We start from the raw sequence: 22,219 nt of genomic DNA on the forward strand, positions 1-22,219 counted from the left end.
TATGAAATCACTGGTGTGTCTACAACCACAGTTATCAGCTCGTGCCGAGGCGCTGGCTGCTGAGTTTGCTTTGCAGTTAAGTGACGAAGCTCTGCTGCAGCAGCCCGGTTTTCATTTATGCCTGGATGACAGCGGACTCAGCCTGCAACAGGGCGCAGCCCGGCCAGGTAAAAAGCGGCTGCAGGTGCAGGTGGATTTTGTTTCCGGAGCCGTGGCGCACCGGCGTAAATTCGGCGGTGGTCAGGGCCAGGATATTGCCAGAGCGATTGGCATTTCGGCCTATAAGCCAACAGTGATTGATGCGACTGCGGGTCTGGGGCGTGACAGTTTTGTACTGGCGTCGCTCGGCTGCCGGGTGACGGCTTTTGAGCGTCAGCCGGTGATTGCTGCTTTGTTCCAGGATGGTCTGGAACGTGGGCTGCAGGATGATGAATGCCACGACATCATTCAGCGAATCGAGTTGCATCATGGATCGGGTCACGACTTACTGCAACCGCAGCGCTTTACCGCGGATGTGGTTTATCTGGACCCGATGTTTGAGCACGATGAAAAAGCCAGGGCGCAGGTTAAAAAAGATATGCAGGCGTTTCGTGAGGTGGTTGGTCAGGATGATGACGCCGATGATTTATTACAGCGGGCGCTGGCTTGTGCCCGTTGCCGGGTGGTGGTTAAGCGTGCACGTAAGGCCCGGCCGCTGGCAGATCAGCCCCCGACCTATTCACTGACGGGAAAAGCCAACCGTTTCGATATTTATGTGAACGCCAAGGTGGCGGCGCCGGCAGAATAGCAGCCTCTGATTGCAAAGCCCCCGTGATCATTCTGATACGGGGGGCTTTTTTTATCCGGACTCAGTGTTGCTCCGAGTCGGGTTGTTGTTCCAGATCCACTTCCAGGCTGCGCAGAATGCTCTGACGTAACGAGCCATCGAGAATCGCTTCCAGTGATTGCGCCAGGCCCGTCAGCTGATCACCATAATGCAGAGAGTCATCATCGCCGCTGGTCAGCAGCTGTTGTCCCTGTAAATGCTGAATCAGGGTGCGGAACAGCGTTTTATCGAAGAACTCCGGTGCGTTAATGCCATACAGCAGACTGATGCGTTGTGCCAGCAGGGTGCTTTGCTCCTCCGCTTCTTTGGCATTCAGTGAGCCTGAACCGCGGCGGATCAGCAGGCTGAGTGTCAGGAAATAACGTTCCAGAGTCTGCATCACGTTATCTGCCAGGCCACGTAACATGGCGAACTCGTTACTGGCAGCCGGCGTTGCGTGGAAGCCCTGATCATTTTCAAACAGATAACCTTTGGCGACCAGAGCATCCAGCCAGCGATCAACCTGAGCCGGCAATTCATCGGCCTGCCAGTGCAGGAATAATTCAGCCTGCAGGAAGGAATACATCTGTTCAATGCGTTGTTGCACTTCATCGCGGCGATAACGCTGGTTATTAACAAATAAACAGGCAATCAGAGACGGTAACGCAAACAGGTGTAAGACGTTATTGCGGTAATAAGTCAGAGTAACGGCCTGACGATCGTCGGTCTGAATCAGATCTCCCATCGGGTGTTTACTGCGCGAAATAACCCCCAGTTCCTCAGCGTGGGCCAGCCACTCAGCACCACCGCCCTGAGGCAGTGCGGTAATATCACTGTAGGGGTTTTGTTGTAATAAATTGTGATAGGATTCCATCTGGCGAATCAGGGTATGTTCGTCCATCGCCTGACGCGGGGCGGACAAAATACTCAGAGCCATCAGGTTGATCGGGTTGACTGAGGTGGCGCGGTTGATTTCCGTGACCACATTCAGGGCCAGTTTATTCACCACATCCGGTGCCCAGTCCGGGCGGAAATCACATTCCTGATAATCCTGCTCGCGCCAGTCCGGACGTTCGTTATTCAGAAACTCGGTCAGGTAAATCGGTTTACCAAAGGTAACGTGAACTTTACCAAAAGAGTTTTTAAACGAACGCAGCGTGCCTAATACACCCAGCAGGCTTTCTTTTTTCTTTTTCTTGCCGCGTAACTCACCCAGGTAACTACCGGCTTCGAATACTTTTTCGTAGCCGGTATAAACCGGCATAAAGATGATCGGCTTTTTCGAATCGCGCAGATAACTGCGCAGGGTCATGGCCAGCATTCCGGCTTTTGGCGTCAGGGTACGGCCGGTACGGCTGCGGCCACCTTCGACAAAATATTCGGTGGCGTAACCCTGAGTGAAAATAGAATGCAGGTATTCGTCAAAGACGGTGGCATACAGTTTGTTATCACGGAAGGTGCGGCGCATAAAAAAGGCGCCACCACGACGCAGAATCGGGCCGACTACAGGCATGTTCAGGTTAATACCGGCGGCAATCTGTGGCAGTTGCAGGCCTTCGTGGTAGAGCACGTAAGATAACAGCAGGTAATCGATGTGGCTGCGGTGGCAGGGCACATAAATAATTTCGTTATCTTTGCTGATTTCTTTCAGGTGCTCGATATTGTGCAGATTGACGCCGTTATAAATCTTGTTCCATACCCAGGTCAGGACCAGGTCGAGAAAGCGCACATTGGTGTAAGAGATATTGGACGCGATTTCATCGGCGTATTTCAGCGCCCGCTGACGTGCCTTGGCCTTGGAAACTCCTTTCTGTTCCACTTCTTCTTCAATGGCTTTTAACACCAGTGGTTTGCGTGGAATTTTATGCACCAGTGTGCGGCGGTGTGATAAATCCGGCCCCAGCACCGAAACCGACACCTGACGATTGTGTACGCGTAAAATACGCGCCACTTTTCTGGCCAGCATTTCCGGTGTTTTGTCGGCTTCGTGCAGATCGCGTAGCGACATAGGTTTACTGAAGTGCATAAAGGTATTACGGCCGTTCAGCAGAATCGCCATCAGGGTGACTAAACGGCCACCAAGAGTGCCGCTGTTCTGCAGCCAGATACGCAGGAACGAACCTTCTTTATCGGGTGCCCGTCCCCAGAATACCCGCACCGGTACCACCTGGATGTCACGTTGCTCATCTTCGGTCAGCCACTCGGCCTGGGCTACCAGAGATTTGGCGACCGAGGGTGATCCTTTGCGGCGGAAAATACCGGTGCGTTTGTACAGGTGAAAAAACGGACTGCCGGGGGTGCGTCCTGACAGTTTGTCTTCGTGAGGGCTGGGCCAGCCAAAAGCTTCGACCTCGCGGTCGATCAGTAACTGTTCGGCACGGGAAGGGCCCCATAAGGCGTAAACAATCGGTTTGTCCGGATCGATATCGAACTCGTTGATATCCGGGCCAATAATGTGAGTTTTTACAACGCCATACATCAGCTTCTGTTGCCAGCGGAACAGAGCGCGGCGCAGTGAGGTAAACAACTGCATAAAAAATTCTCGTGATGACACTTAGAGGTTATTCCGGCGGAGTACCGGAAAGCCGCTAGTTTACCTCTCTCGCCGCAGGGTTAAAACGTTTTAGCCGGGTTAACGACTGCCATTGTGCGTTTGATCATGCTTATGTTGTACAGCGGTTGCCGGGTCGCTCTATCTGCTCATAAAAAACTGAAAAAATGTCGAAAAGTGTCAATCAGGCTCAACAAATTGGCGGAATATGGTAGACATTAGCGCGCTTACTCTGACAAGCATTGTCGTCACGGAGTGGAAGATGATTAAGGTACAACAACTTACAAAACAATTTGGCGATTTTACCGCCGTTAATCAGTTGTCTTTTGACGTGGCCCCGGGTGAAGTCCTGGGCTTTCTCGGGCCAAACGGTGCGGGTAAATCCACCACCATGAAAATGATCACCGGTTTTCTGCCGCCAACTTCCGGTACGGTTGAGGTGTTTGGCCATGATATCAGCCGACAGCCACTGGCCGCCAAACGCTGCATGGGGTATTTGCCGGAGGGCGCACCGGCTTATGGCGATATGACGGTACTGGCGTTTTTACGTTTTATTGCCGAAGTGCGTGGCTTTCGCGCAGCGCAACAAAAACAGCGGGTGGCTCAGGTGGTGGATAAAACCGGATTGACTGAGGTACTGGGGCAGGCGGTGAATACCTTATCGAAGGGCTATAAGCGGCGGGTCGGGCTGGCCCAGACGCTGATTCACGATCCGCAGGTTCTGATTCTGGATGAGCCTACCGATGGTCTGGACCCGAATCAGAAACAGCAGGTGCGGGATCTGATCCGTGACCTGGCGGCGGATAAAATTGTCATTGTTTCAACCCATATTCTGGAAGAAGTCAGTGCCGTTTGTTCCCGGGCGATGATTATTGCCGCCGGACAAAAAGTTATTGATGGCACGCCGGCGGAACTGGAAGCGCGTTCACGCTATCACCAGGCGCTGTCGATACGCTTCCGTGAGCCTGTGGCTGACGGGGCGGCTGCATTTGCGGCTCTGGCGCGGGTGCAGGAAGTGGATGAGCTGCAGCAGGGAAGGGAATATTTAATCATTCCTCAGCCGGGGGAAACTCTGTATCCGGATGTCAGCGCGCTGATCGAGCAACATCGCTGGCCGGTTGAATCGGTACATATAGAACGTGGGCGACTGGATGATGTATTCCGGTCGTTAACTCAGGTTAGTCAGTCAGTGGCGCAGTGTTAAGGAGGTGGTATGAACAGCTGGATTATCTGCAAGCGTGAGTTGTCGGCGTATTTTTCAACACCGGTGGCTTATGTGTTTATTCTGATTTTTCTGATGATGGCGGCAACCTTTACTTTTTATCTCGGCGATTTTTATGGTCGTGGGCAAGCCGACTTATTACCCTTTTTTAATTTTCATCCCTGGCTGTATTTATTTTTTATGCCTGCCGTGGCGATGAATTTATGGTCGCAGGAACGTCAGCTCGGCACCATTGAATTATTAATGACGTTACCGCTGACGTTATGGCAGGCGGTGTTAGGGAAATTCCTGGCGGCCTGGTTGTTTGCCGGTATTGCCTTGTTGTTTACCTTTCCATTATGGCTGACGGTCAATTATCTGGGGCAGCCGGATAATGGTGTTATTGCTGCCGGGTATCTCGGTAGCTGGCTGATGGCCGGAGCTTTTCTGGCCGTCGGTTCCTGTATGTCAGCGTTAAGCCGTAATCAGATTGTGGCATTTATTCTGGCCGTGGTGGTGTGTTTTCTGTTGCTGGTAACCGGTTTGCCAATGGTGCTGGATGTATTTCGTGGCTGGGGTTCAGCAGCGGTGCTGGATTTTGTCGCCGGTCTGAGTTTTATGAGTCACTTTGACGCGTTGTCGCGCGGTGTCATTGACCTGCGGGATGTGTTGTTTTTTATCCTTAGTATGGTGGTCTGGCTAATGGCTACCGTGCAGATTCTCAGCGTTAAAAAAGCACAATAAGGAGGTCGCTGTGAAATTGAAATCGTTATCTCTGCTGGCATTGCTGGCGATCTTTTTATTGTCCGTGGTGCTGATTAATCAGCTGGGTAGCCGGGCGCGGCTGGATTTAACCGAGCAGGGTTTGTATACCCTGTCTGACGGCAGTCGAAAAATCCTGGCAGAGATGAAACAGCCGCTGGAAATTCAGCTGTTTTTTTCTCAGCAAGCCAGTAAAGATCTGACCCGTTTACGCGCCTATGCCACTCAGGTAGAGGAATTGCTGAACGAATATGTACTGCACTCCAACGATATGTTGTCGTTGCAGGTTATCGACCCGGAACCGTTTTCGGAGCAGGAAGACCTGGCTACCGAGCTGGGCCTGCAGGCCGTGCCGGTGTCGGGTTTTGGTGATGAGCTGTATTTTGGTCTGGCGGTAAAACAACTGACCGAAGAAGGTGAGAGGGACGTGGCGGTATTACCGTTTCTGCAGCCCGATAAAGAAGCGTTTCTGGAGTACGACGTTACCCAGTTGATCTATCAGCTACAGCAAAGTCGTGCACCGGTGATTGGTTTGCTCAGTGGCCTGGATGTGCGTGGCGGTTTTAACCCGCAAAGCGGTCAGCCAACGCCGGCCTGGATGGCGATTGAACAGCTTGATCGTCAGTATGAAGTCCGCTCTCTGAGCGCAGAGCTGGAAACCATTGAGGCCGATGTTGATGTATTGATGCTGATTCAGCCGCCGGCGCTGAGTGATCAGGCGTTGTATGCCATTGATCAGTTTGCATTGCGTGGTGGCCGGGTGCTGGCGTTCCTCGATCCGTTGGCTGAAAGTGCCACGGCGTCTCCGATGGCGATGGCTGATCCGGCTTCGGCGACATCGCTAAATCCGTTGCTGAAAAGCTGGGGTGTGCAGTGGGATGCAGATCAGGTGGTGCTGGATGCCGCCAATGCGCTGGTGGTTAATCAGGGACGCAACCGCCCGCCGTTGCGCCACTTTGCGTTGTTATCTCTGGGCCAGGATGATGCTGAGAATAACAGTGTGGTGACCGCCCAGCTGGAGAGTATCAACCTGGCCAGTGCCGGCCACTGGCTGGCGGCAGAGGATGCTCAGAGCGAGGTGAAACCCTGGTTATTTTCCTCCGCGGATGCACAGCTGACGGATGCCAACCGCTTGCGTATCAATCCGGATCTGGTGGCGTTGCAGCGTGGTTTTGTTGCCAGTGGCGAACACTATAATCTGGGCGTCAGGGTATCGGGTAGCGCGTCAACGGCCTTTCCGGAAGGTGTAAATGGTAAAAAAGTTGATGACCATCGTGCTGCAACCAAACAGCTGGCGGTCACACTGGTGGCGGATACCGACCTGTTAACCGACCGATTATGGGTTCAGGTACAGAACTTTTTTGGTCAGCGTATTGCCTCACCGTGGGCCGATAACGGCAACTTACTGATCAATCTGACCGATCAGCTGGCTGGCAGCCCGGATCTGATTGATCTGCGTGCCCGCGGTCAGTATGCGCGGCCGTTCTCGAAAGTTGAGGCGTTGCAGCGGGCAGCAGAGGAACGTTTTCTGGCCAGTGAGCAGCGCCTGCAACAACGTCTGCAGGAAACCGAACGCCAGCTGGCCGAGCTGCAGCAACAAAAAGACGCAGAAGACAGTGTGCTGACGTTGTCGGATGAGCAGCAGGCTGCGCTGGAAAATTTCCAGCGCCAGAAAGTGGAAATCCGCAAAGAGCTGCGAGCGGTGCAACACGAGCTGGATAAAGATATTGAAGCGCTGGGCAGTCAGCTGAAGGTGCTGAATATTTTTATTTTACCGCTGCTACTGACTTTGTTCAGCTGGCTGCTGGCTCTGCTGTTGCGTCGCCGTCAGCAGCTGTAAGCGTTTATTGTTAATTTAATAATGTGGCGGGGGTGTTTCATCGGCCGGATTTTTGATGCCGGCCTGATCGCCCCCCATTTGCTCCAGTTTCTGATGCATCATCTGCATCGCTCGTTTGGCCAGTGTGAATTGCTGACTCAGCTCGGCCAGTTCACTGTTCAGGTCGTCGACGGTGTTTTCCAGAAAAGCCAGCCGGCTCTCCAGTTCGTTGATGCGTTCCTGCTGCTCTGGCGCAGTATTTTCATTGTTCGGCACTTTTTGACACCTGGTTCTATCGTATTGATTTTTTTAATGAATTGGGCTTTCATAGCCGACTTGTTATATTACCAAGCGGTCGGCTTTCTGCCGTGATGGCAGCACTCAGGTTTCCAGTGGATAACAGCGCTGACCGGAATTAACGATAATAACGATAGATATGAGAGAAAACATGGGTAAAGTGCTAATTCGTAAAATTATTGTGGCATTGGTTTCTGCTGCTGTTCTGCCAGGCCTGATGCTGGTTATCTTCCCGGACGTATTTAAGGCGCAAACCGGCCTGCTGCTGGCGCTGGCGATTGCTGGTTTTGTTATCAGTCTGGTATCTGCACAACTGGTTCCGGCGCGTCGTCGTCGTTATCGTGGTAGCGGTACCGTGGTGGAAAATGATGTTGAAGATGGCCGCGAGCGTGGCGTCGTGAAGTGGTTTAACGTGAAAAAAGGCTTTGGCTTTATTACCTGGGATGAAGGCGAGGATGTGTTCGTGCATTTCCGTTCAATCCGTGGCCAGGGTCACCGTTCGTTAACCGAAGGGCAGCGCGTAAAATTTGCTGTGGTACGTGGTCAGAAAGGACCGCAGGCGGAAGACGTTTCTGCGATTCGCTGAGCAGACATTCTGCTGACCACAAAAAAGGCCGCATCTGCGGCCTTTTTTGTATTCCCCTTTGGCTTATTTCAGTGCCACCAGAGCTTTTAATAAACGTGGGTTGCTGACCACGATATGGGAGCCTGGTTTGGGCTGTGGTGCGCCGTTAACATCCGCCAGCAGACAACCGGCTTCGGAAGCAATCAGGGTGCCGGCAGCCAGAGCAAACTCATCGATGTTGCTCAGTAATGCGCCCTGGAACCGATCGGCAGCGACATAGCCCAGTGACAGGGCGTTGGAGCCGATGTTGCGCAGATCGTAGCTTTTGGCCATCAGGCTTTGCAGACGCTGACGCTGGTCGAGGGCTTCTTCGTTAAAGCTCAGTGGTTGGGTATAGCCAACGATGCTGTCTTCCAGGGAGTTGGTATTGCCACAGCGGATACGGCGGTTGTTCAGCTGGGTACCACGGCCACGGGAGGCTGTGAACTCATCACCATTGATTGGGTTGACCATAATGGCGTGTTCAATTTTACCGTTTTGCAGGCAGCTGATGATGATGGCAAAAGACGGAATTCCTACGCGGAAGTTGGAGATATCATCGATGACGCAGATCTGCCAGGTTGGCTGTTTTTCGTCACTGATGTTATCGCCGGTTTCACGGCCGTGAAAATTATGATCCGGCAGTGATTTCTTCAGCTCAAAGATAATGCTTTTCTCCAGACCGATGGTGCAGTCTGCAATAAATTTGGCTTTCTCCTGATCCGTACTTTGGTACGCATCGAATCGATCCAGACGACGAACTAAATCCTGGCCTGCATTACGCGCAGCGCGCAGTGCCAGCTTAACCATTGGCTGCATAGGAATTGCTATCTCTTAAAGAACAGGGGAACCGCCAATTATATCACTGGCCGGGGGTTTTGCGCTACACTGCGCACTTTCAAACGGCCGATTTTCCTGATCGGCTGCGGTTACACTGCCAACAAGAGACACGCCCGGCTTATGCTCGACAATATTCAGATCGTTATGGTGAACACCACACACTCCGGCAATATCGGAGCGGCTGCCAGAGCGATGAAGAATATGGGGCTGAGCCGGCTGGTGCTGGTGGACCCGAAAGCCGATATCAATGAAGAGGCGATTCAGCGCTCCTCCCGGGCGGAGGAAATTCTGCATAACGCCCGTATTACCCAGACGCTGGAGCAGGCGATTGCCGGTTGTGGTCTGGTGGTGGGTACCAGTGCCCGCAGTCGTCATATTCCCTGGCCGCTGATGACGCCGCGTCAGTGTGCTGCACGGGTGTCACAGGTGGCCGCTCATGATAATCAGGTGGCGCTGGTCTTTGGGCGTGAATCCAGTGGCCTGACGAATGAAGAATTACACCTGTGTCACGCCCATGTGCATATTCCCACCGAAGAGAACTTTTCGTCGCTGAATGTGTCGCAGGCGGTGCAGGTGTTAAGTTACGAAATGCGGCTGGCCTCTCTGGCTGACGACGGTGCAGAACAGGACGCGAGCTGGGGTGTGGCATGGGATTATCCGCTTGCCAGCCATGAGGAATTGAACGGCATGTTGCAGCATATGGAACAGACAATGGTTGATATCGGCTTCCTTGACCCCAATACACCCAAGCAGCTGATGTCCAGGGTGCGACGATTATATCAGCGTGCAGGGATGGATAAGATGGAGATCAACATCCTGCGCGGTATGCTGGCGGCGGTACAACGCCAGACTAAAGCTTTACAGGCATCTCAGGATGCTGACCACAACGGAGACTCAGTTTGAGTATCAGACACATTCGCGAAGACGTCGCCTGTGTATTTGAACGCGACCCGGCGGCGCGCAATACCTTTGAGGTAGTCACCACTTACCCCGGCCTGCATGCGATTATTCATTACCGCCTGGCGAACTGGTTGTGGCGGCGCAGCTTTAAGTGGCTGGCGCGGTTTTTATCGACCTTCAGCCGCTGGATGACCGGTATCGAGATTCATCCGGGCGCAACCATTGGCCGACGCTTTTTTATCGACCACGGTATGGGGGTGGTGATTGGTGAAACCGCCGAAATTGGTGATGACTGCACCCTGTACCACGGCGTCACGCTGGGCGGCACCAGCTGGAATAAAGGCAAGCGCCATCCAACGTTAAAAGACGGTGTGGTGGTGGGTGCCGGTGCTAAGGTACTGGGGCCGATTGTCGTTGGTGATAATGCCCGTATCGGTTCGAATGCGGTGGTGACCAAAGAGGTGCCGGATGGTGTGACTGTGGTGGGGATTCCCGGCCGTATCGTGCGTAAAACGACCACGGAGCAGGATGACCGGCGGCGGGCGATGGCGGAAAAAATCGGTTTTGATGCTTATGGTATGGCGGATGAAATGCCGGACCCGATTGCCCGTTCTATTTATAACATGATGGATCATATGCACGCGGTGGACCGGAAAATCGATACCATGTGCAAAGCACTGCACGACCTGGGTGATCGTTCCTGCGATGAAGCTCTGCCGGAGCTGGAAAAAGAGACTTTTGTCAGTCTGACCGAGTCGGTTCAGGAGTTGCAGCAGGCCTATGGCAACCAGGTGATGCCGGACGACGATAAACCCTCCTGAAGCGAACGCTCGGGTCGCGAATATAGTTGACTGAAATAGTCGGGTATACGCATAATGCCACTCTGAAATGTGTGGAGATGGCTTATGCGCTTAACAACCAAAGGCCGCTATGCGGTAACGGCTATGCTGGATCTGGCGATTCATGCGAAAACCGGTCCGGTGAGTCTGAATGATATTTCCGGTCGTCAGGGAATTTCCCTGTCTTATCTCGAGCAGCTGTTCGCCAAACTGCGTCGCAATGGGCTGGTGGCCAGCGTACGTGGCCCCGGTGGTGGTTATCGCCTGAGTCGTGGCGATGATGAAATTCATGTGGCGGAAATCATCGATGCCGTCAACGAATCCATGGATGCTACCCGTTGTAACCGCCAGGGGGATTGTCAGAACGGTGTTGAATGCCTGACCCATCATCTGTGGATGGATCTCAGCGATCAGATTCACGACTTTCTTGCCGGTATTACTCTCAAAGGTTTGCTGCAGCGTGAGGAAGTGCGCCAGATTGCCGACCGCCAGGATGAAGATGCCAGAAGCCGCATCGATACCATTCTGACCACCGCCAATGAACAGGCGCTTGCCTGATCGGCATAACGGCCCGTACTTGACCTGTCGGGCCGGCTGTTGACAATGGGCGCCTCAGATCAACTTTTCAGTATTTTGCAGGCCCGCTCATGACCCCCATTTACCTCGATTACGCCGCCACCACTCCGGTAGACCCCCGGGTTGCTGAGCAGATGGCCCAGTGTCTGACTCTGGATGGCAATTTTGCCAACCCGGCGTCACGCTCGCACCGCTTTGGCTGGCAGGCCGAGCAGGCGGTGGAAACGGCCCGGCGTCAGCTGGCTGACTTACTGAACGCCGACCCGCGTGAAATTGTCTGGACCTCCGGTGCCACCGAAAGCAATAACCTGGCGCTGAAAGGGGTGGTGGAGTACCGCCAGCAGCAACAGCCTGGGCAGCCGCTGCACATCATCACCTCGGCCATCGAACATAAAGCCATTCTTGATACGGCGGCCTATCTGGAGCAACAGGGGGTGCGTGTCACGTATCTGACGCCGGATGCTGATGGCCTGATCACGGTGGCGCAAGTGGAAGCGGCGCTGACGCCGGAGACTTGTCTGGTGTCGCTGATGGCGGTGAATAACGAGATTGGTACGGTGACGGATATTGCTGCAATTGCCGCCTTGCTGACTTCTCATCCGGCACTGTTGCATGTTGATGCAGCCCAGGCGGTGGCCAAAATGCCACTGGATGTACGTCAGCTGGGGGTCGATTTGTTATCTGTATCGGCGCATAAAATGTACGGTCCGAAAGGTGTTGGTGCGTTATTTGTACGCCGCGAACCCCAGGTGAAGCTGGTGGCTCAGATGCATGGTGGCGGCCATGAACGCGGTATGCGTTCCGGTACCTTGCCCACCCATCAGCTGGTGGGGTTTGGTGAAGCGGCGCGTATCGCTGCGGCAGAAATGGCGGCCGATGAACAACGTATCCGGCAATTGCGCGATACGCTGTGGCGCGGCCTGGAGGCGATCGGCGGTGTCTATCTGAACGGTGATTTACAGCAGCGCAGTTGTGGCCACCTGAACGTCAGTTTTGACGCTGTCGATGGCGAAATTCTGCTGGCGTCACTGGCTAAAGTGGCGGTGTCATCCGGCTCGGCCTGTACCTCGGCCAGTGTTGAACCGTCTTATGTGTTGAAGGCCATCGGCCGCAGTGATGAGCTGGCTCATGCCGGGCTGCGTTTCTCGGTTGGCCGGTTTACCAGTGCGGCTGAAATCGAGGCAGCCATCGCTGAAGTGACCCGGGTGGTCACGCTGTTACGTGGCAGCTGACCCGACGGACATAAATTTACGTGTTTACGGCTGAATACGCGTACAACTTTCATTAAAAGCTGCGTATAATCCGCGGGTTTTATTTTCAGTAAACACTAATTCACAAACAATCTGATTATATTGGGAGCTTAAAATGGCTGTAGAACGCACTCTGTCTATCGTTAAACCAGACGCAGTTGGCAAAAACGTTATCGGCGAAATCCTGTCTCGTTTCGAGAAAGCAGGCCTGCAAATCGTTGCTGCTAAAATGCTGCAACTGGACGACGAAAAAGCTGGCGGTTTCTACGCTGAGCACGCTGAGCGTCCTTTCTTCAAAGATCTGGTTGGTTTCATGACCTCTGGCCCTGTTGTTGTACAGGTTCTGGAAGGTGAAAACGCCATCGCTAAAAACCGTGAACTGATGGGTGCGACTAACCCACAGGAAGCCGAAGCCGGCACTATCCGTGCTGATTTCGCGCAAAGCATTGATGCGAACGCAGTACACGGTTCTGACTCTGCAGAATCTGCAGCGCGTGAAATCGACTACTTCTTCGCAGCAGACGAAATCTGCCCACGTTAATCTGCGGATTAATGTGTCGGGGCCGGAAAGCGGCCCCAGTCCCACAAAGAGCCTGACCGGCTCTTTGTCTGCTTTACGCAGGGAGATACCCATGAGCCGGGATGCTTCTGATTCACACGCTCAACCCAGGTAATCTGTCCGATGTCTGAAACTGCTGAAAAAATCAATTTATTAGGCCTGTCCCCCGCAAAGATGGAAGCATTTTTTGCCGATCTCGGGGAAAAGAAATTCCGCGCCCAGCAGATGTTGAAGTGGATTCATCAATACGGTGAAGCCGATTTCGGCAAGATGACCAATATGAGTAAAGGTCTGCGCGCAAAGCTGGCGGAAGTCAGTGAAATCAGCCTGCCTGAGGTGATTTACGATAAAACCTCCAAAGACGGCACCCGTAAGTGGGTGATGCGTATGGCGGGTGGCAGTTCGGTTGAAACCGTATACATCCCGGAAAAAGAGCGTGGCACCTTATGCGTCAGTTCTCAGATTGGTTGTTCCCTCGATTGTTCTTTCTGCTCCACCGGTAAACAGGGCTTTAACCGCGATCTGTCCGCTGCCGAAATCATTGGTCAGGTATATGTTGCGGCGATGGCATTCCATGAGCCGGGTGAACGCCGTGAGCGTAAAATCACCAATGTGGTGATGATGGGGATGGGCGAACCGTTACTGAACTTTGATAATGTGGTGGATGCCATGGCGCTGATGATGGAAGACAACGCCTATGGGTTATCAAAACGCCGGGTAACCCTCAGCACCTCAGGCGTGGTGCCAATGATTGATAAACTGGCCACGGTGACGGATGTGTCGCTGGCGATTTCATTACACGCCCCGAATGACGAATTGCGTAACCAGCTGGTACCGCTGAACAAAAAATACCCGATCAAAACCCTGCTGGAATCCGTTAACCGTTACCTTTCCGGTCTGCCGGACCGGCGTAAAGCCACCATTGAATACACCCTGATCGACGGCGTGAACGATGAGCTGGAACACGCCGAACAACTGGCTCAGCTGATGAAACAGGTGCCCTGTAAAATCAACCTGATTCCGTTTAACCCGTTTCCTAATTCCGGTTATAAACGACCGAGTAATAACCGCACCTATCGTTTCCGCGATCATCTGATTAATGCCGGTCATATCGTGACCATCCGCAGCACCCGCGGCGATGATATCGACGCGGCCTGTGGCCAGCTGGTGGGCAAGGTGGAGGACCGGACCCGGCGTAGCGCGAAGTACATTAATGCGGTACAACTGGACGATTCTGATAATCAATCTGAGGCACGTCATTAATGCTGAAAGGAAGCCGTCTGGCATTTCGTACCCTGACTCTGATCGCTGCTTTGTTACTGAGCGCCTGTGTCACTGTGGTGGAAACGCCGTTCAACAAAAAAGCATCGGCGGAAAAAGCCGTGGAAAACTACACCCAGCTGGGGTTGGGGTATCTGCGCCAGGGGCGTAACGATCTGGCGCGCCAGCGTTTACGTAAAGCACTGAGCATCGACGATGATTACGCACCGGCTAACGATGCCATGGGGTTATTGTGGCAGAGCGAAGGCGAAGCCGAGCTGGCGGAAGAAGCATTCAGCAAGGCGATTTCGCTGGACGGTGATTTTACCCTGGCGAAACATCACCTGGGCCGTTTGTATCTGCAGACCAGCCGGTTTGAGGAGGCTCAGGAAGTGCTCAATGAGGCCGCGACCGATCCGTATTATGAGAACCGCGCTAATGCTTATGCCGATCTGGCGATGAGCTATTACCGCAGCGGCGCTACGGAACAGGCGATTCAGTCCTATCGCGAAGCGTTGCGGATCACGCCGTATAACGTTGATGCGCTGGTGAATATTTCCACCTTATTGTTCGAGGCGCAGCAATACGCTGAGTCGCAGAAATATTTTGATCGTTTTGAGCGTCTGGTCAGCCGTGAGCAAACCCGCCACAGTGCCCACAGCTTGTGGCTGGGGATCAAACTGGCGACCATCAGCCAGGATACCCGTCATACGGTTGAGCTGGCGACGCAACTGAAGCAACATTTTCCGGACTCTCGCGAATATAAGCTGTATCAGCAATCGCTGTCAGATTCCGCAGCAGGGCGTTAACTCATGAGTGCTTTATTCGAAAACCCGATTAAACGACGCAAAACCCGTCAGATTATGGTGGGCAATGTTCCGGTCGGGGGTGGCGCTCCGATTGCTATCCAGACCATGACCAATACCGAAACCACCGATATCGATGCCACAGTAGCGCAGATCATGCGCGCTCAGGATGCCGGTGCGGATATCGTCAGGGTGTCGGTGCCAACCATGGAGGCGGCGGAAGCGTTTGGTGAAATCCGCCGTCAAGTGTCGGTGCCGCTGGTATCGGATATTCACTTTGATTATCGCATCGCGTTACGTGTGGCCGAGCTGGGCGTCGATTGCCTGCGTATTAACCCGGGCAATATCGGTCGTGAAGACCGGGTACGCGCGGTGGTGGATGCGGCGCGTGAACGTAATATTCCGATCCGTATCGGTGTGAATGCCGGATCGCTGGAAAAAGATCTGCAGAAAAAATACGGTGAACCCACACCGGATGCGCTGGTGGAATCCGCCATGCGTCATATCGATATTCTCGACCGGCTGGATTTTCAGGACTACAAGCTGAGCCTGAAAGCTTCCGATATTTTTATGACGGTTGCAGCCTACAAAAAAATTGCGGCACAAATTGATCAGCCATTGCATTTAGGTATTACCGAAGCCGGTGGTTTGCGCGGTGGTACGGTTAAATCCTCCATAGGCCTGGGGTTGTTATTGTGGGAAGGCATTGGTGACACCATCCGGGTATCATTGGCTGCGGATCCGGTGGAAGAAGTGAAGGTCGGCTGGGATATGCTGAAATCACTGAAACTGCGCTCCCGGGGGATTAATTTTATTGCCTGTCCTAGCTGTTCACGGCAGAACTTTGACGTGATTAAAACCATGAACGAATTAGAAATGCGGGTCGAAGACATCCGTACGTCGATGGACGTTTCTGTGATTGGTTGTGTGGTTAATGGCCCGGGCGAAGCGAAAGAAACCGACGTTGGTCTTGCCGGAGGCCAGCCAAACCTGGTGTATATCGACGGTAAGCCAGCCCAGAAGCTGAGCAACGACAACCTGGTGGACGATCTGGAAAAACTGATCCGTCAGCGCGCCGAAGATATTGAAAAACAACGTAACGAATTGATTGCCAGCGACGCCTGAGTCGCTGAAGAGATAAAAAAGACAGAATTATGAGTAAAAAAATTCAGGCCATTCGTGGCATGAACGATATCAAGCCAAACGAAACACCGGTATGGCAATATCTGGAAAGCACCGTCAAAGAGCTGCTGGCATCTTACGGCTACGGTGAAATCCGTATGCCGGTGGTTGAACAAACCAACCTGTTCAAGCGCTCCATTGGTGAAGTAACCGACATCGTTGAAAAAGAAATGTACACCTTCGACGATCGTAACGGCGACAGCCTGACGCTGCGCCCGGAAGGTACGGCCAGTTGTGTACGTGCCTGTGAAGAACACGGCTTGTTGTACAACCAGACTCAGCGCCTGTGGTACATGGGACCTATGTTCCGCCACGAACGGCCGCAAAAAGGTCGTTACCGTCAGTTTCATCAGATTGGTGTGGAAACCTTTGGGATTGCCACGGCCGATATCGACGCTGAAGTCATTTTGCTGACTGCTCGTTTATGGAAAATGCTGGGATTACAGGATGCGGTAACGCTGCAACTGAACACGCTGGGCAGCAACGAAGCACGTGCGGCGTATAAAGAGGCGCTGGTGGCCTATTTATCTGAGCGTAAAGATCAGCTTGATGAAGACAGCCTGCGTCGTCTTGAGTCCAACCCGTTGCGTATCCTCGACAGTAAAAATGAGCAGACTCAGGCATTGCTGGTGGACGCTCCTAAGCTGCACGACCACCTTGATGACGAAAGCCGTGAGCACTTCGACACATTGCGCGGAATTCTTGATGCCGCCGGGGTGAAATACGAAATTAATCAGCGCCTGGTACGTGGTCTGGATTATTACTGCAAAACCGTTTTCGAATGGGTAACCGATAAGCTCGGTGCTCAGGGTACCGTGTGTGCCGGTGGTCGTTACGATGGCCTGGTAGAGCAGCTCGGCGGTAAAGCCACACCGGCGGTTGGTTTTGCCATGGGCGTTGAACGTTTAATCCTGATGTTAGACACTCTGGAACTGGTACCAGAGGCGGTTCTGAATACCCTGGATGTGTATGTCTGTGCGCTGGGTGACGGTGCAGACAAAGCCGCGCTGTTATTGTCTGACCAGATCCGCGACCAGCATGACTGGTTGCGTGTACAAAGCCATTGTGGTGGTGGCAGCTTTAAGAGCCAGATGAAAAAAGCCGATAAAAGTGGGGCTCGTTTTGCCATTTTGCTGGGAGAAAATGAAATTGCCCAGCAACAGGCGACGGTCAAAGATCTGACCGGTGAGCTGGAACAGCAAACTCTGGCACAGGCAGACGTTGCCGGCTGGATCGCTGAGCACATTAACTGAATAACAATACCGAATAACAACGGGTCACGACTGAGGACTGGGAATGAGCGACGATTTTAAAACGGAAGAAGAACAGGTAGAAGCGATCAAAAAATGGTGGTCGGAAAACGGCACCAGCCTGTTGCTGTCTATTGTGGTAGTGGCTGGCGGCTGGCTGGGCTGGAATACCTATCAGGACAATGTGCGTGCCACTGGTGAAGCAGCCTCTGCTGTGTATTCACAGCTGGTGGAAAAGGCGGCACAACCGGCGGCGCAGCAAACTGACGCACTGAAAAGCGAAATGATCGCTCTGGCTGAGCAGCTGAAGAAAGAATACAGCGACACCGTTTACAGCCAGTTTGGCGGTTTATTCCTGGCGCGTTTCGCTGCGGATAACGGTGATTTCGATAGTGCCGCCAAAGAGCTGAACGCAGTGATCAGCGCTGCTGAAGACGGTCCGGTGAAACTGACAGCGCAGGTGCGGTTAGCCAATATTCTGGTGCAGCTGGAAAAATATGACGACGCCCTGGCGCTGGTTCCGGCACAACCGGATGCGGCTTATGCGGCCCAGTTTAATGAAGTGAAGGGTGATGCCTTGTTCCGCAAAGGCGACCTGGCAGCAGCGCACGAAGCCTATGTGGCGGCCAAAGCGGCAGCTCAGGAAAGTGGTATCAATACCCAGCTGCTGCAACGCAAAATCGACAGCCTGACCAGTGTTGAACTGGTTGCTGAGGAGTCTTAATTCCCGTGCGTATTTCCTGGTTACCGGCGGTTGCTGCTGTGGCAATAACTGCTCTGCTGAGTGCCTGTTCCTCGACACCGGAAAAACAGCCGGTGGCAGAAACCGGCAGTTTGCCTGACTTCGAGGAACGTCTGGAGCTGGATGTCAGCTGGCGTAAAACGCTGGGACAAGGCTCGGGTACTGTGTTCAGCCGACTGCAGGTGGCTGAGGCTGACGGTGTGGTGTATGCCGCGGAAAGCTCTGGCGTGGTATACGCGCTGGATCTGGAAGACGGTGACGAACGCTGGCAGGTAACGCTGGATCAGCCGATTACCGCCGGTGTCAGTGTCGATGACGGCCAGTTATTTGTCGCTACCCGTGATGGTGTGTTGCATTGTTTGTCGGCGGATGATGGCGAAAGCCAGTGGCAAGCGGTGCTCAGCAGTGAAAGTGTGGCTCCGGCTGGCCTTGATCAGCGTCGTTTGTTTGTACACACCGTCGATGGCCGCTTAACGGCGCTGGAGCGTGACAGTGGCAAACAGGCCTGGTCTTATGAAAATGCGATGCCGGTGTTAACCGTGCGTGGTACCGGGACTCCTTTGGTACTGGATGATTTTGTGATCACCGGCTTTGCCACCGGTAAAGTGGTGGCACTGGATAAAACGCTGGGGATTCCACGCTGGGACAAACGTCTGGCGGTGCCGGATGGTCGCTCTGAGCTGGAACGTCTGGTGGATGTAGACGGTTCCCCGATCTGGGACAACGGCCGTATTTACGCTGCCAGTTATCACGGTAATATTGCTTCACTGAGCATTCATGGCGAAACCGAGTGGGAAGAAGAGGGGTCCAGCTATACCAGTCCGGTACTGGCGCTGGGGACTTTGTATCTGACGCTCGATGATGACCGGATCCAGGCTTACGACCAGCGCAATGGCGCCAGCCAGTGGCTGCAAAGTGCGCTTCAGCAACGTCGTCTCGGCCAGGTGGCGGTCGTCGGAACGCACCTGCTGGTGGCGGACGGTGAAGGTTATATTCATGCTCTGCGTCAGGTGGATGGCGAGCTGGTTGGTCGAATCCATATGCGACCCAAGCCACTGCATATCAGCTATCCTAATCAGGGCGAGAGCACCAACTGGCGTTTGTTGCGCGGGCGTGACTTTGGCATTCGCAGCCATATGACGCCGACGTCACAAGGCGTGCTGGTGTACACCAATGCCGGCGAGCTGGCACTGGTGACGCTGGAGCAAAACGACGATTCGGCGCAATAAAAAGCGCCCGGACAAAGTTTATCAGGGTCGGCTCCTCAGGAGCCGGCCCGTTTGTATTTATAAAGGCAGTTAATTCATGGTTCCTGTGATTGCACTGGTTGGCCGGCCCAATGTTGGTAAATCAACGCTGTTCAATCGTTTAACAAAAAGCCGCGATGCGCTGGTTGCTGAAATTGCCGGACTGACCCGCGACCGTAAATACGGTGAAGGTAAAGTTGGCGAGCGGCCGTTTATTGTGATCGATACCGGCGGTATCAGTGGTCAGGAAGAAGGCATTGATGAGGCGATGGCCGGACAGAGTTTCCAGGCTATGAACGAAGCCGACATCGTCTTTTTTATGGTCGATGTTAATGCCGGTATTACTGCCGGTGACCGTATGATTGCCGATTATCTGCGGCGCAATAATAAAGAAGCGTATCTGGTTGCCAATAAAATTGATGGCAAAAACCCCGACCTGGTGCTGGGGGAGTTTTTTGAACTCGGTATGGGGGAGCCGATTGCTATCGCGGCTGCTCATAACCGCGGTGTCTCGACGCTGATCGACTATGTGCTGGATGAACTGCCGGAAGAGCAGGAGAAAAAAGCCGCTGAGCTGGCCGCAGCACAGAACCGTGAACTGGAATACATCTACGAAGAAGAAGACGATACTGCCGAAACGGTGGTTGAGCATGAAGCGCTGGATGTTAAAGGCGTAAAAATCGCGGTTGTTGGTCGTCCTAATGTGGGTAAGTCGACGCTGGTGAACCGCTTCCTCGGTGAAGAACGGGTGGTGGTTTACGATAAAGCGGGCACCACCCGTGACAGCATTTATATTCCTTATGAGCGTCATGGTCAGGATTACACCCTGATTGATACCGCCGGTGTGCGACGCCGTAAAAATATTCACGAGGCGGCAGAAAAATTTTCCATTATTAAAACACTGCAGGCCATTCAGGACTGCCATGTGTGTATTCTGGTACTGGATGCCCGGGATGGCATCGTTGAGCAGGATCTGCACATGCTCAGTTTTGTGCTGAACTCCGGCCGGGCACTGGTGATCGCTATTAATAAATGGGATGGTATGGATGCCTACGATAAACAGCGGGTTAAAGATGAAATTGACCGCCGTTTTGACTTCCTGACCTTTGCAGAAATGCATTTTATTTCGGCATTACATGGCACCGGTGTTGGCCATTTATATGAGTCGGTGGATCAGGCGTACCGTTCTGCGATGGCCAAATGGCAAACCAATATGCTGACCCGGATTATGGAAGATGCGGTGTCCAGCCATCAGCCACCTTTGGTTCGTGGCCGTCGTCCTAAACCACGTTATGCCCACCAGGGTGGCTCTAACCCGCCGCGTATTATTGTGCATGGCAATATGGTGGAAGATCTGCCGGAAGATTATAAGCGCTATTTAGCGAATACCTTCCGCCGGGTACTGGATATCCGCGGAACGCCGATTCGTTTTGAATTCCGCCAGGGTGCCAACCCATTCTCGGAAAAAGAGAAAGAAGTGCAGCACCGCAGCAAACGGCGCCGCGATTCCGTGGTTAAAACCAAAGCAATTCGTCAGGCGAAACACGATAAAATGCGTAAGCAGCGGAAAAAAACCAGCCGTTGAGTCTGCTTCTGCAGCAATAAAAAACCTTCCGCTCAGCCTGACCGGAAGGTTTTTTTATACGCTCAGGTTTTAGTGATCAGTTACTACTTGCTTCTGGGCGTTCGTTACCACTTGGCGTAGTGGTCTTCGCTGAAGCCCCATTCACCATCCAGCGTGATCACTTCATCCGGTAAATGAATTTCGCCGTAATACTGGCCAAAATGCTGAGTGAAATTGGATGCTGCAATAACCGCGTTCATTTTTTCTTTACGCTGGCCTTTGGGTTCAAAATGCAGCTGAATAATGCCGTCATTGGAGCGCATCGCCCAGGCATGTTGTGGCTGATAACGATCGAACTGGAAATCGACCATGTCGATTTTGATCATCTTACCATCCAGCCATAAGGCGTTTTCGCTGGTACCGGTTTCATTAACACCGGCAGCCAGGTTAAAACCCAGCCGGCGGCCGTCAGCCAGCTGGCAGGACAGGCTACCCCAGTTCCAGAAGGTTTCCCGGCGCATATAGCCACAGCTCCAGTCGACCGAAGCCAGTGCATTAATACTTTCCAGGTCAAACTGCTGGTTGCCCCAGCGTACGCTGCCGTTACACACCAGAGCGTTACTCTTCTGGGTAAATACCCAGCCCTGATAACCGGCACGGCTACAAACCGATAACGGGTTGTACGAAGTACTTTCATCGATGGTTGCGTCAATTTCGACACCAGCGGCCAGAGATACCTGGACTTTACGTACTCCCGGGCGGCTGGTCGCTTTGATCGACAGCCGGTTTTTACCTTTGCGGAAATAAGCTTCGCCATCGTTCGGGCTGGGATCAATGGCGGTATTCATCGCCAGTGGCTGAATAAAAGAAAATTCTTCAAATTTCTGGCTGCCGGGCTGATACAAATACACAAACGCGTTGCTGGCAACTTTCAGGTCAACAATAGCGATGCCTACGATCAGTTCCGGGCTAATCAGGCCAATAAACTGAAACTGGTTGAATTTAAAACGCTTTGCCAGGCCGCTGAGTTTACGGTCCATCGGCGAGCGCAGGTCGAAGTCCATAAAATTAATCTGTTCGACACCTTCGGCAAAGACACCGTATGTCGGCTGACCATTGGCATTAATTAGTTGTTGTTTGGCTGCCATGCGTAATCCTTAAATGC

21 protein-coding genes are annotated in these 22,219 nt (G+C 53.1%); 17 read left to right on the top strand and 4 right to left on the bottom strand.

The window, feature by feature from the left end:
- The first annotated feature begins 1 nt into the window (after position 1).
- Positions 2-787 carry a class I SAM-dependent methyltransferase gene (locus ACFOMG_RS02205; protein ID WP_376864474.1) on the top strand — a complete coding sequence of 262 codons (786 nt, stop codon included), beginning with the start codon at positions 2-4 and terminating at the stop codon, positions 785-787.
- A 61-nt stretch (positions 788-848) separates the two neighbouring features.
- Here the strand turns inward: ACFOMG_RS02205 and plsB are convergent, their stop codons facing one another.
- Complete coding sequence (plsB, locus tag ACFOMG_RS02210) at positions 849-3,338, bottom strand: glycerol-3-phosphate 1-O-acyltransferase PlsB (RefSeq protein ID WP_376864475.1); 2,490 nt, start codon at positions 3,336-3,338, stop codon at positions 849-851.
- A gap of 280 nt (positions 3,339-3,618) precedes the next feature.
- Here plsB and ACFOMG_RS02215 point away from each other — a divergent pair, with 280 nt between their 5' ends.
- Genes ACFOMG_RS02215 through ACFOMG_RS02225 form a run of 3 tightly spaced genes read left to right on the top strand, consistent with a single transcriptional unit; the run spans position 3,619 to position 7,159 of the window.
- The gene (locus ACFOMG_RS02215) at positions 3,619-4,560 is read left to right on the top strand and encodes an ABC transporter ATP-binding protein (RefSeq protein WP_376864476.1); all 942 of its coding nucleotides are present in this window, start codon (positions 3,619-3,621) and stop codon (positions 4,558-4,560) included.
- 9 nt (positions 4,561-4,569) lie between these two features.
- On the top strand, positions 4,570-5,301 hold the full coding sequence (locus tag ACFOMG_RS02220) for an ABC transporter permease subunit (RefSeq protein WP_376864477.1): 732 nt from the start codon (positions 4,570-4,572) through the stop codon (positions 5,299-5,301).
- 10 nt (positions 5,302-5,311) lie between these two features.
- The gene (locus tag ACFOMG_RS02225) at positions 5,312-7,159 is read left to right on the top strand and encodes a Gldg family protein (protein ID WP_376864478.1); all 1,848 of its coding nucleotides are present in this window, start codon (positions 5,312-5,314) and stop codon (positions 7,157-7,159) included.
- A gap of 15 nt (positions 7,160-7,174) precedes the next feature.
- Here the strand turns inward: ACFOMG_RS02225 and ACFOMG_RS02230 are convergent, their stop codons facing one another.
- Positions 7,175-7,414 carry a SlyX family protein gene (locus ACFOMG_RS02230; protein WP_376864479.1) on the bottom strand — a complete coding sequence of 80 codons (240 nt, stop codon included), beginning with the start codon at positions 7,412-7,414 and terminating at the stop codon, positions 7,175-7,177.
- Between the two features lie 172 nt (positions 7,415-7,586).
- On the opposite strand from ACFOMG_RS02230, the gene ACFOMG_RS02235 reads away from it, so the two are divergent.
- On the top strand, positions 7,587-8,021 hold the full coding sequence (locus ACFOMG_RS02235; protein WP_376864480.1) for a cold shock domain-containing protein: 435 nt from the start codon (positions 7,587-7,589) through the stop codon (positions 8,019-8,021).
- 63 nt (positions 8,022-8,084) lie between these two features.
- Here the strand turns inward: ACFOMG_RS02235 and ACFOMG_RS02240 are convergent, their stop codons facing one another.
- Positions 8,085-8,858 carry an inositol monophosphatase family protein gene (locus ACFOMG_RS02240; protein WP_376864481.1) on the bottom strand — a complete coding sequence of 258 codons (774 nt, stop codon included), beginning with the start codon at positions 8,856-8,858 and terminating at the stop codon, positions 8,085-8,087.
- Positions 8,859-8,999: 141 nt separating this feature from the next.
- Between ACFOMG_RS02240 and ACFOMG_RS02245 the strand changes: the two genes are divergently transcribed.
- The 12 genes from ACFOMG_RS02245 (at position 9,000) to der (ending at position 21,075) form a co-directional block, all read left to right on the top strand.
- Positions 9,000-9,782: an RNA methyltransferase gene (locus ACFOMG_RS02245; RefSeq protein ID WP_376864482.1), complete on the top strand. Its 783-nt coding sequence runs from the start codon at positions 9,000-9,002 to the stop codon at positions 9,780-9,782.
- On the top strand, positions 9,779-10,600 hold the full coding sequence (gene cysE / locus ACFOMG_RS02250) for a serine O-acetyltransferase (RefSeq protein WP_376864484.1): 822 nt from the start codon (positions 9,779-9,781) through the stop codon (positions 10,598-10,600). The genes ACFOMG_RS02245 and cysE overlap by 4 nt, the downstream gene beginning before the upstream one ends.
- Before the next feature lie 84 nt (positions 10,601-10,684).
- Positions 10,685-11,176 (top strand): Fe-S cluster assembly transcriptional regulator IscR, encoded by a 492-nt coding sequence (gene iscR / locus ACFOMG_RS02255; RefSeq protein WP_376864486.1) that lies wholly within the window; start codon positions 10,685-10,687, stop codon positions 11,174-11,176.
- An 89-nt stretch (positions 11,177-11,265) separates the two neighbouring features.
- Positions 11,266-12,426: an IscS subfamily cysteine desulfurase gene (locus tag ACFOMG_RS02260; RefSeq protein WP_376864487.1), complete on the top strand. Its 1,161-nt coding sequence runs from the start codon at positions 11,266-11,268 to the stop codon at positions 12,424-12,426.
- 133 nt (positions 12,427-12,559) lie between these two features.
- Positions 12,560-12,985, top strand: coding sequence for a nucleoside-diphosphate kinase (gene ndk, locus ACFOMG_RS02265; protein ID WP_376864488.1), 426 nt, complete (start codon positions 12,560-12,562; stop codon positions 12,983-12,985).
- Between the two features lie 141 nt (positions 12,986-13,126).
- Positions 13,127-14,266 carry a 23S rRNA (adenine(2503)-C(2))-methyltransferase RlmN gene (gene rlmN / locus ACFOMG_RS02270; protein ID WP_376864490.1) on the top strand — a complete coding sequence of 380 codons (1,140 nt, stop codon included), beginning with the start codon at positions 13,127-13,129 and terminating at the stop codon, positions 14,264-14,266.
- Complete coding sequence (gene pilW, locus ACFOMG_RS02275; RefSeq protein WP_376864492.1) at positions 14,266-15,072, top strand: type IV pilus biogenesis/stability protein PilW; 807 nt, start codon at positions 14,266-14,268, stop codon at positions 15,070-15,072. Before rlmN ends, pilW begins: the two co-directional genes overlap by 1 nt.
- A 3-nt stretch (positions 15,073-15,075) precedes the next feature.
- Positions 15,076-16,194, top strand: coding sequence for a flavodoxin-dependent (E)-4-hydroxy-3-methylbut-2-enyl-diphosphate synthase (ispG, locus tag ACFOMG_RS02280; RefSeq protein WP_376864495.1), 1,119 nt, complete (start codon positions 15,076-15,078; stop codon positions 16,192-16,194).
- Between the two features lie 29 nt (positions 16,195-16,223).
- Positions 16,224-17,504, top strand: a complete 1,281-nt coding sequence (hisS, locus tag ACFOMG_RS02285) for a histidine--tRNA ligase (RefSeq protein WP_376864497.1) — start codon at positions 16,224-16,226, stop codon at positions 17,502-17,504.
- Between the two features lie 43 nt (positions 17,505-17,547).
- Positions 17,548-18,225: a YfgM family protein gene (locus tag ACFOMG_RS02290; RefSeq protein ID WP_376864499.1), complete on the top strand. Its 678-nt coding sequence runs from the start codon at positions 17,548-17,550 to the stop codon at positions 18,223-18,225.
- 5 nt (positions 18,226-18,230) lie between these two features.
- Positions 18,231-19,472, top strand: a complete 1,242-nt coding sequence (gene bamB / locus ACFOMG_RS02295; RefSeq protein ID WP_376864502.1) for an outer membrane protein assembly factor BamB — start codon at positions 18,231-18,233, stop codon at positions 19,470-19,472.
- A 76-nt stretch (positions 19,473-19,548) separates the two neighbouring features.
- Entirely contained in the window at positions 19,549-21,075 is a 1,527-nt protein-coding gene (gene der / locus ACFOMG_RS02300; RefSeq protein WP_376864504.1) for a ribosome biogenesis GTPase Der, read from the top strand.
- A 104-nt stretch (positions 21,076-21,179) separates the two neighbouring features.
- Here the strand turns inward: der and ACFOMG_RS02305 are convergent, their stop codons facing one another.
- Positions 21,180-22,202, bottom strand: coding sequence for a DUF2804 domain-containing protein (locus tag ACFOMG_RS02305; protein WP_376864507.1), 1,023 nt, complete (start codon positions 22,200-22,202; stop codon positions 21,180-21,182).
- Positions 22,203-22,219: the final 17 nt, after the last annotated feature.

It is taken from the genome of Bacterioplanoides pacificum, assembly GCF_042648445.1.
GTDB lineage: Bacteria > Pseudomonadota > Gammaproteobacteria > Pseudomonadales > Oceanobacteraceae > Bacterioplanoides > Bacterioplanoides pacificum.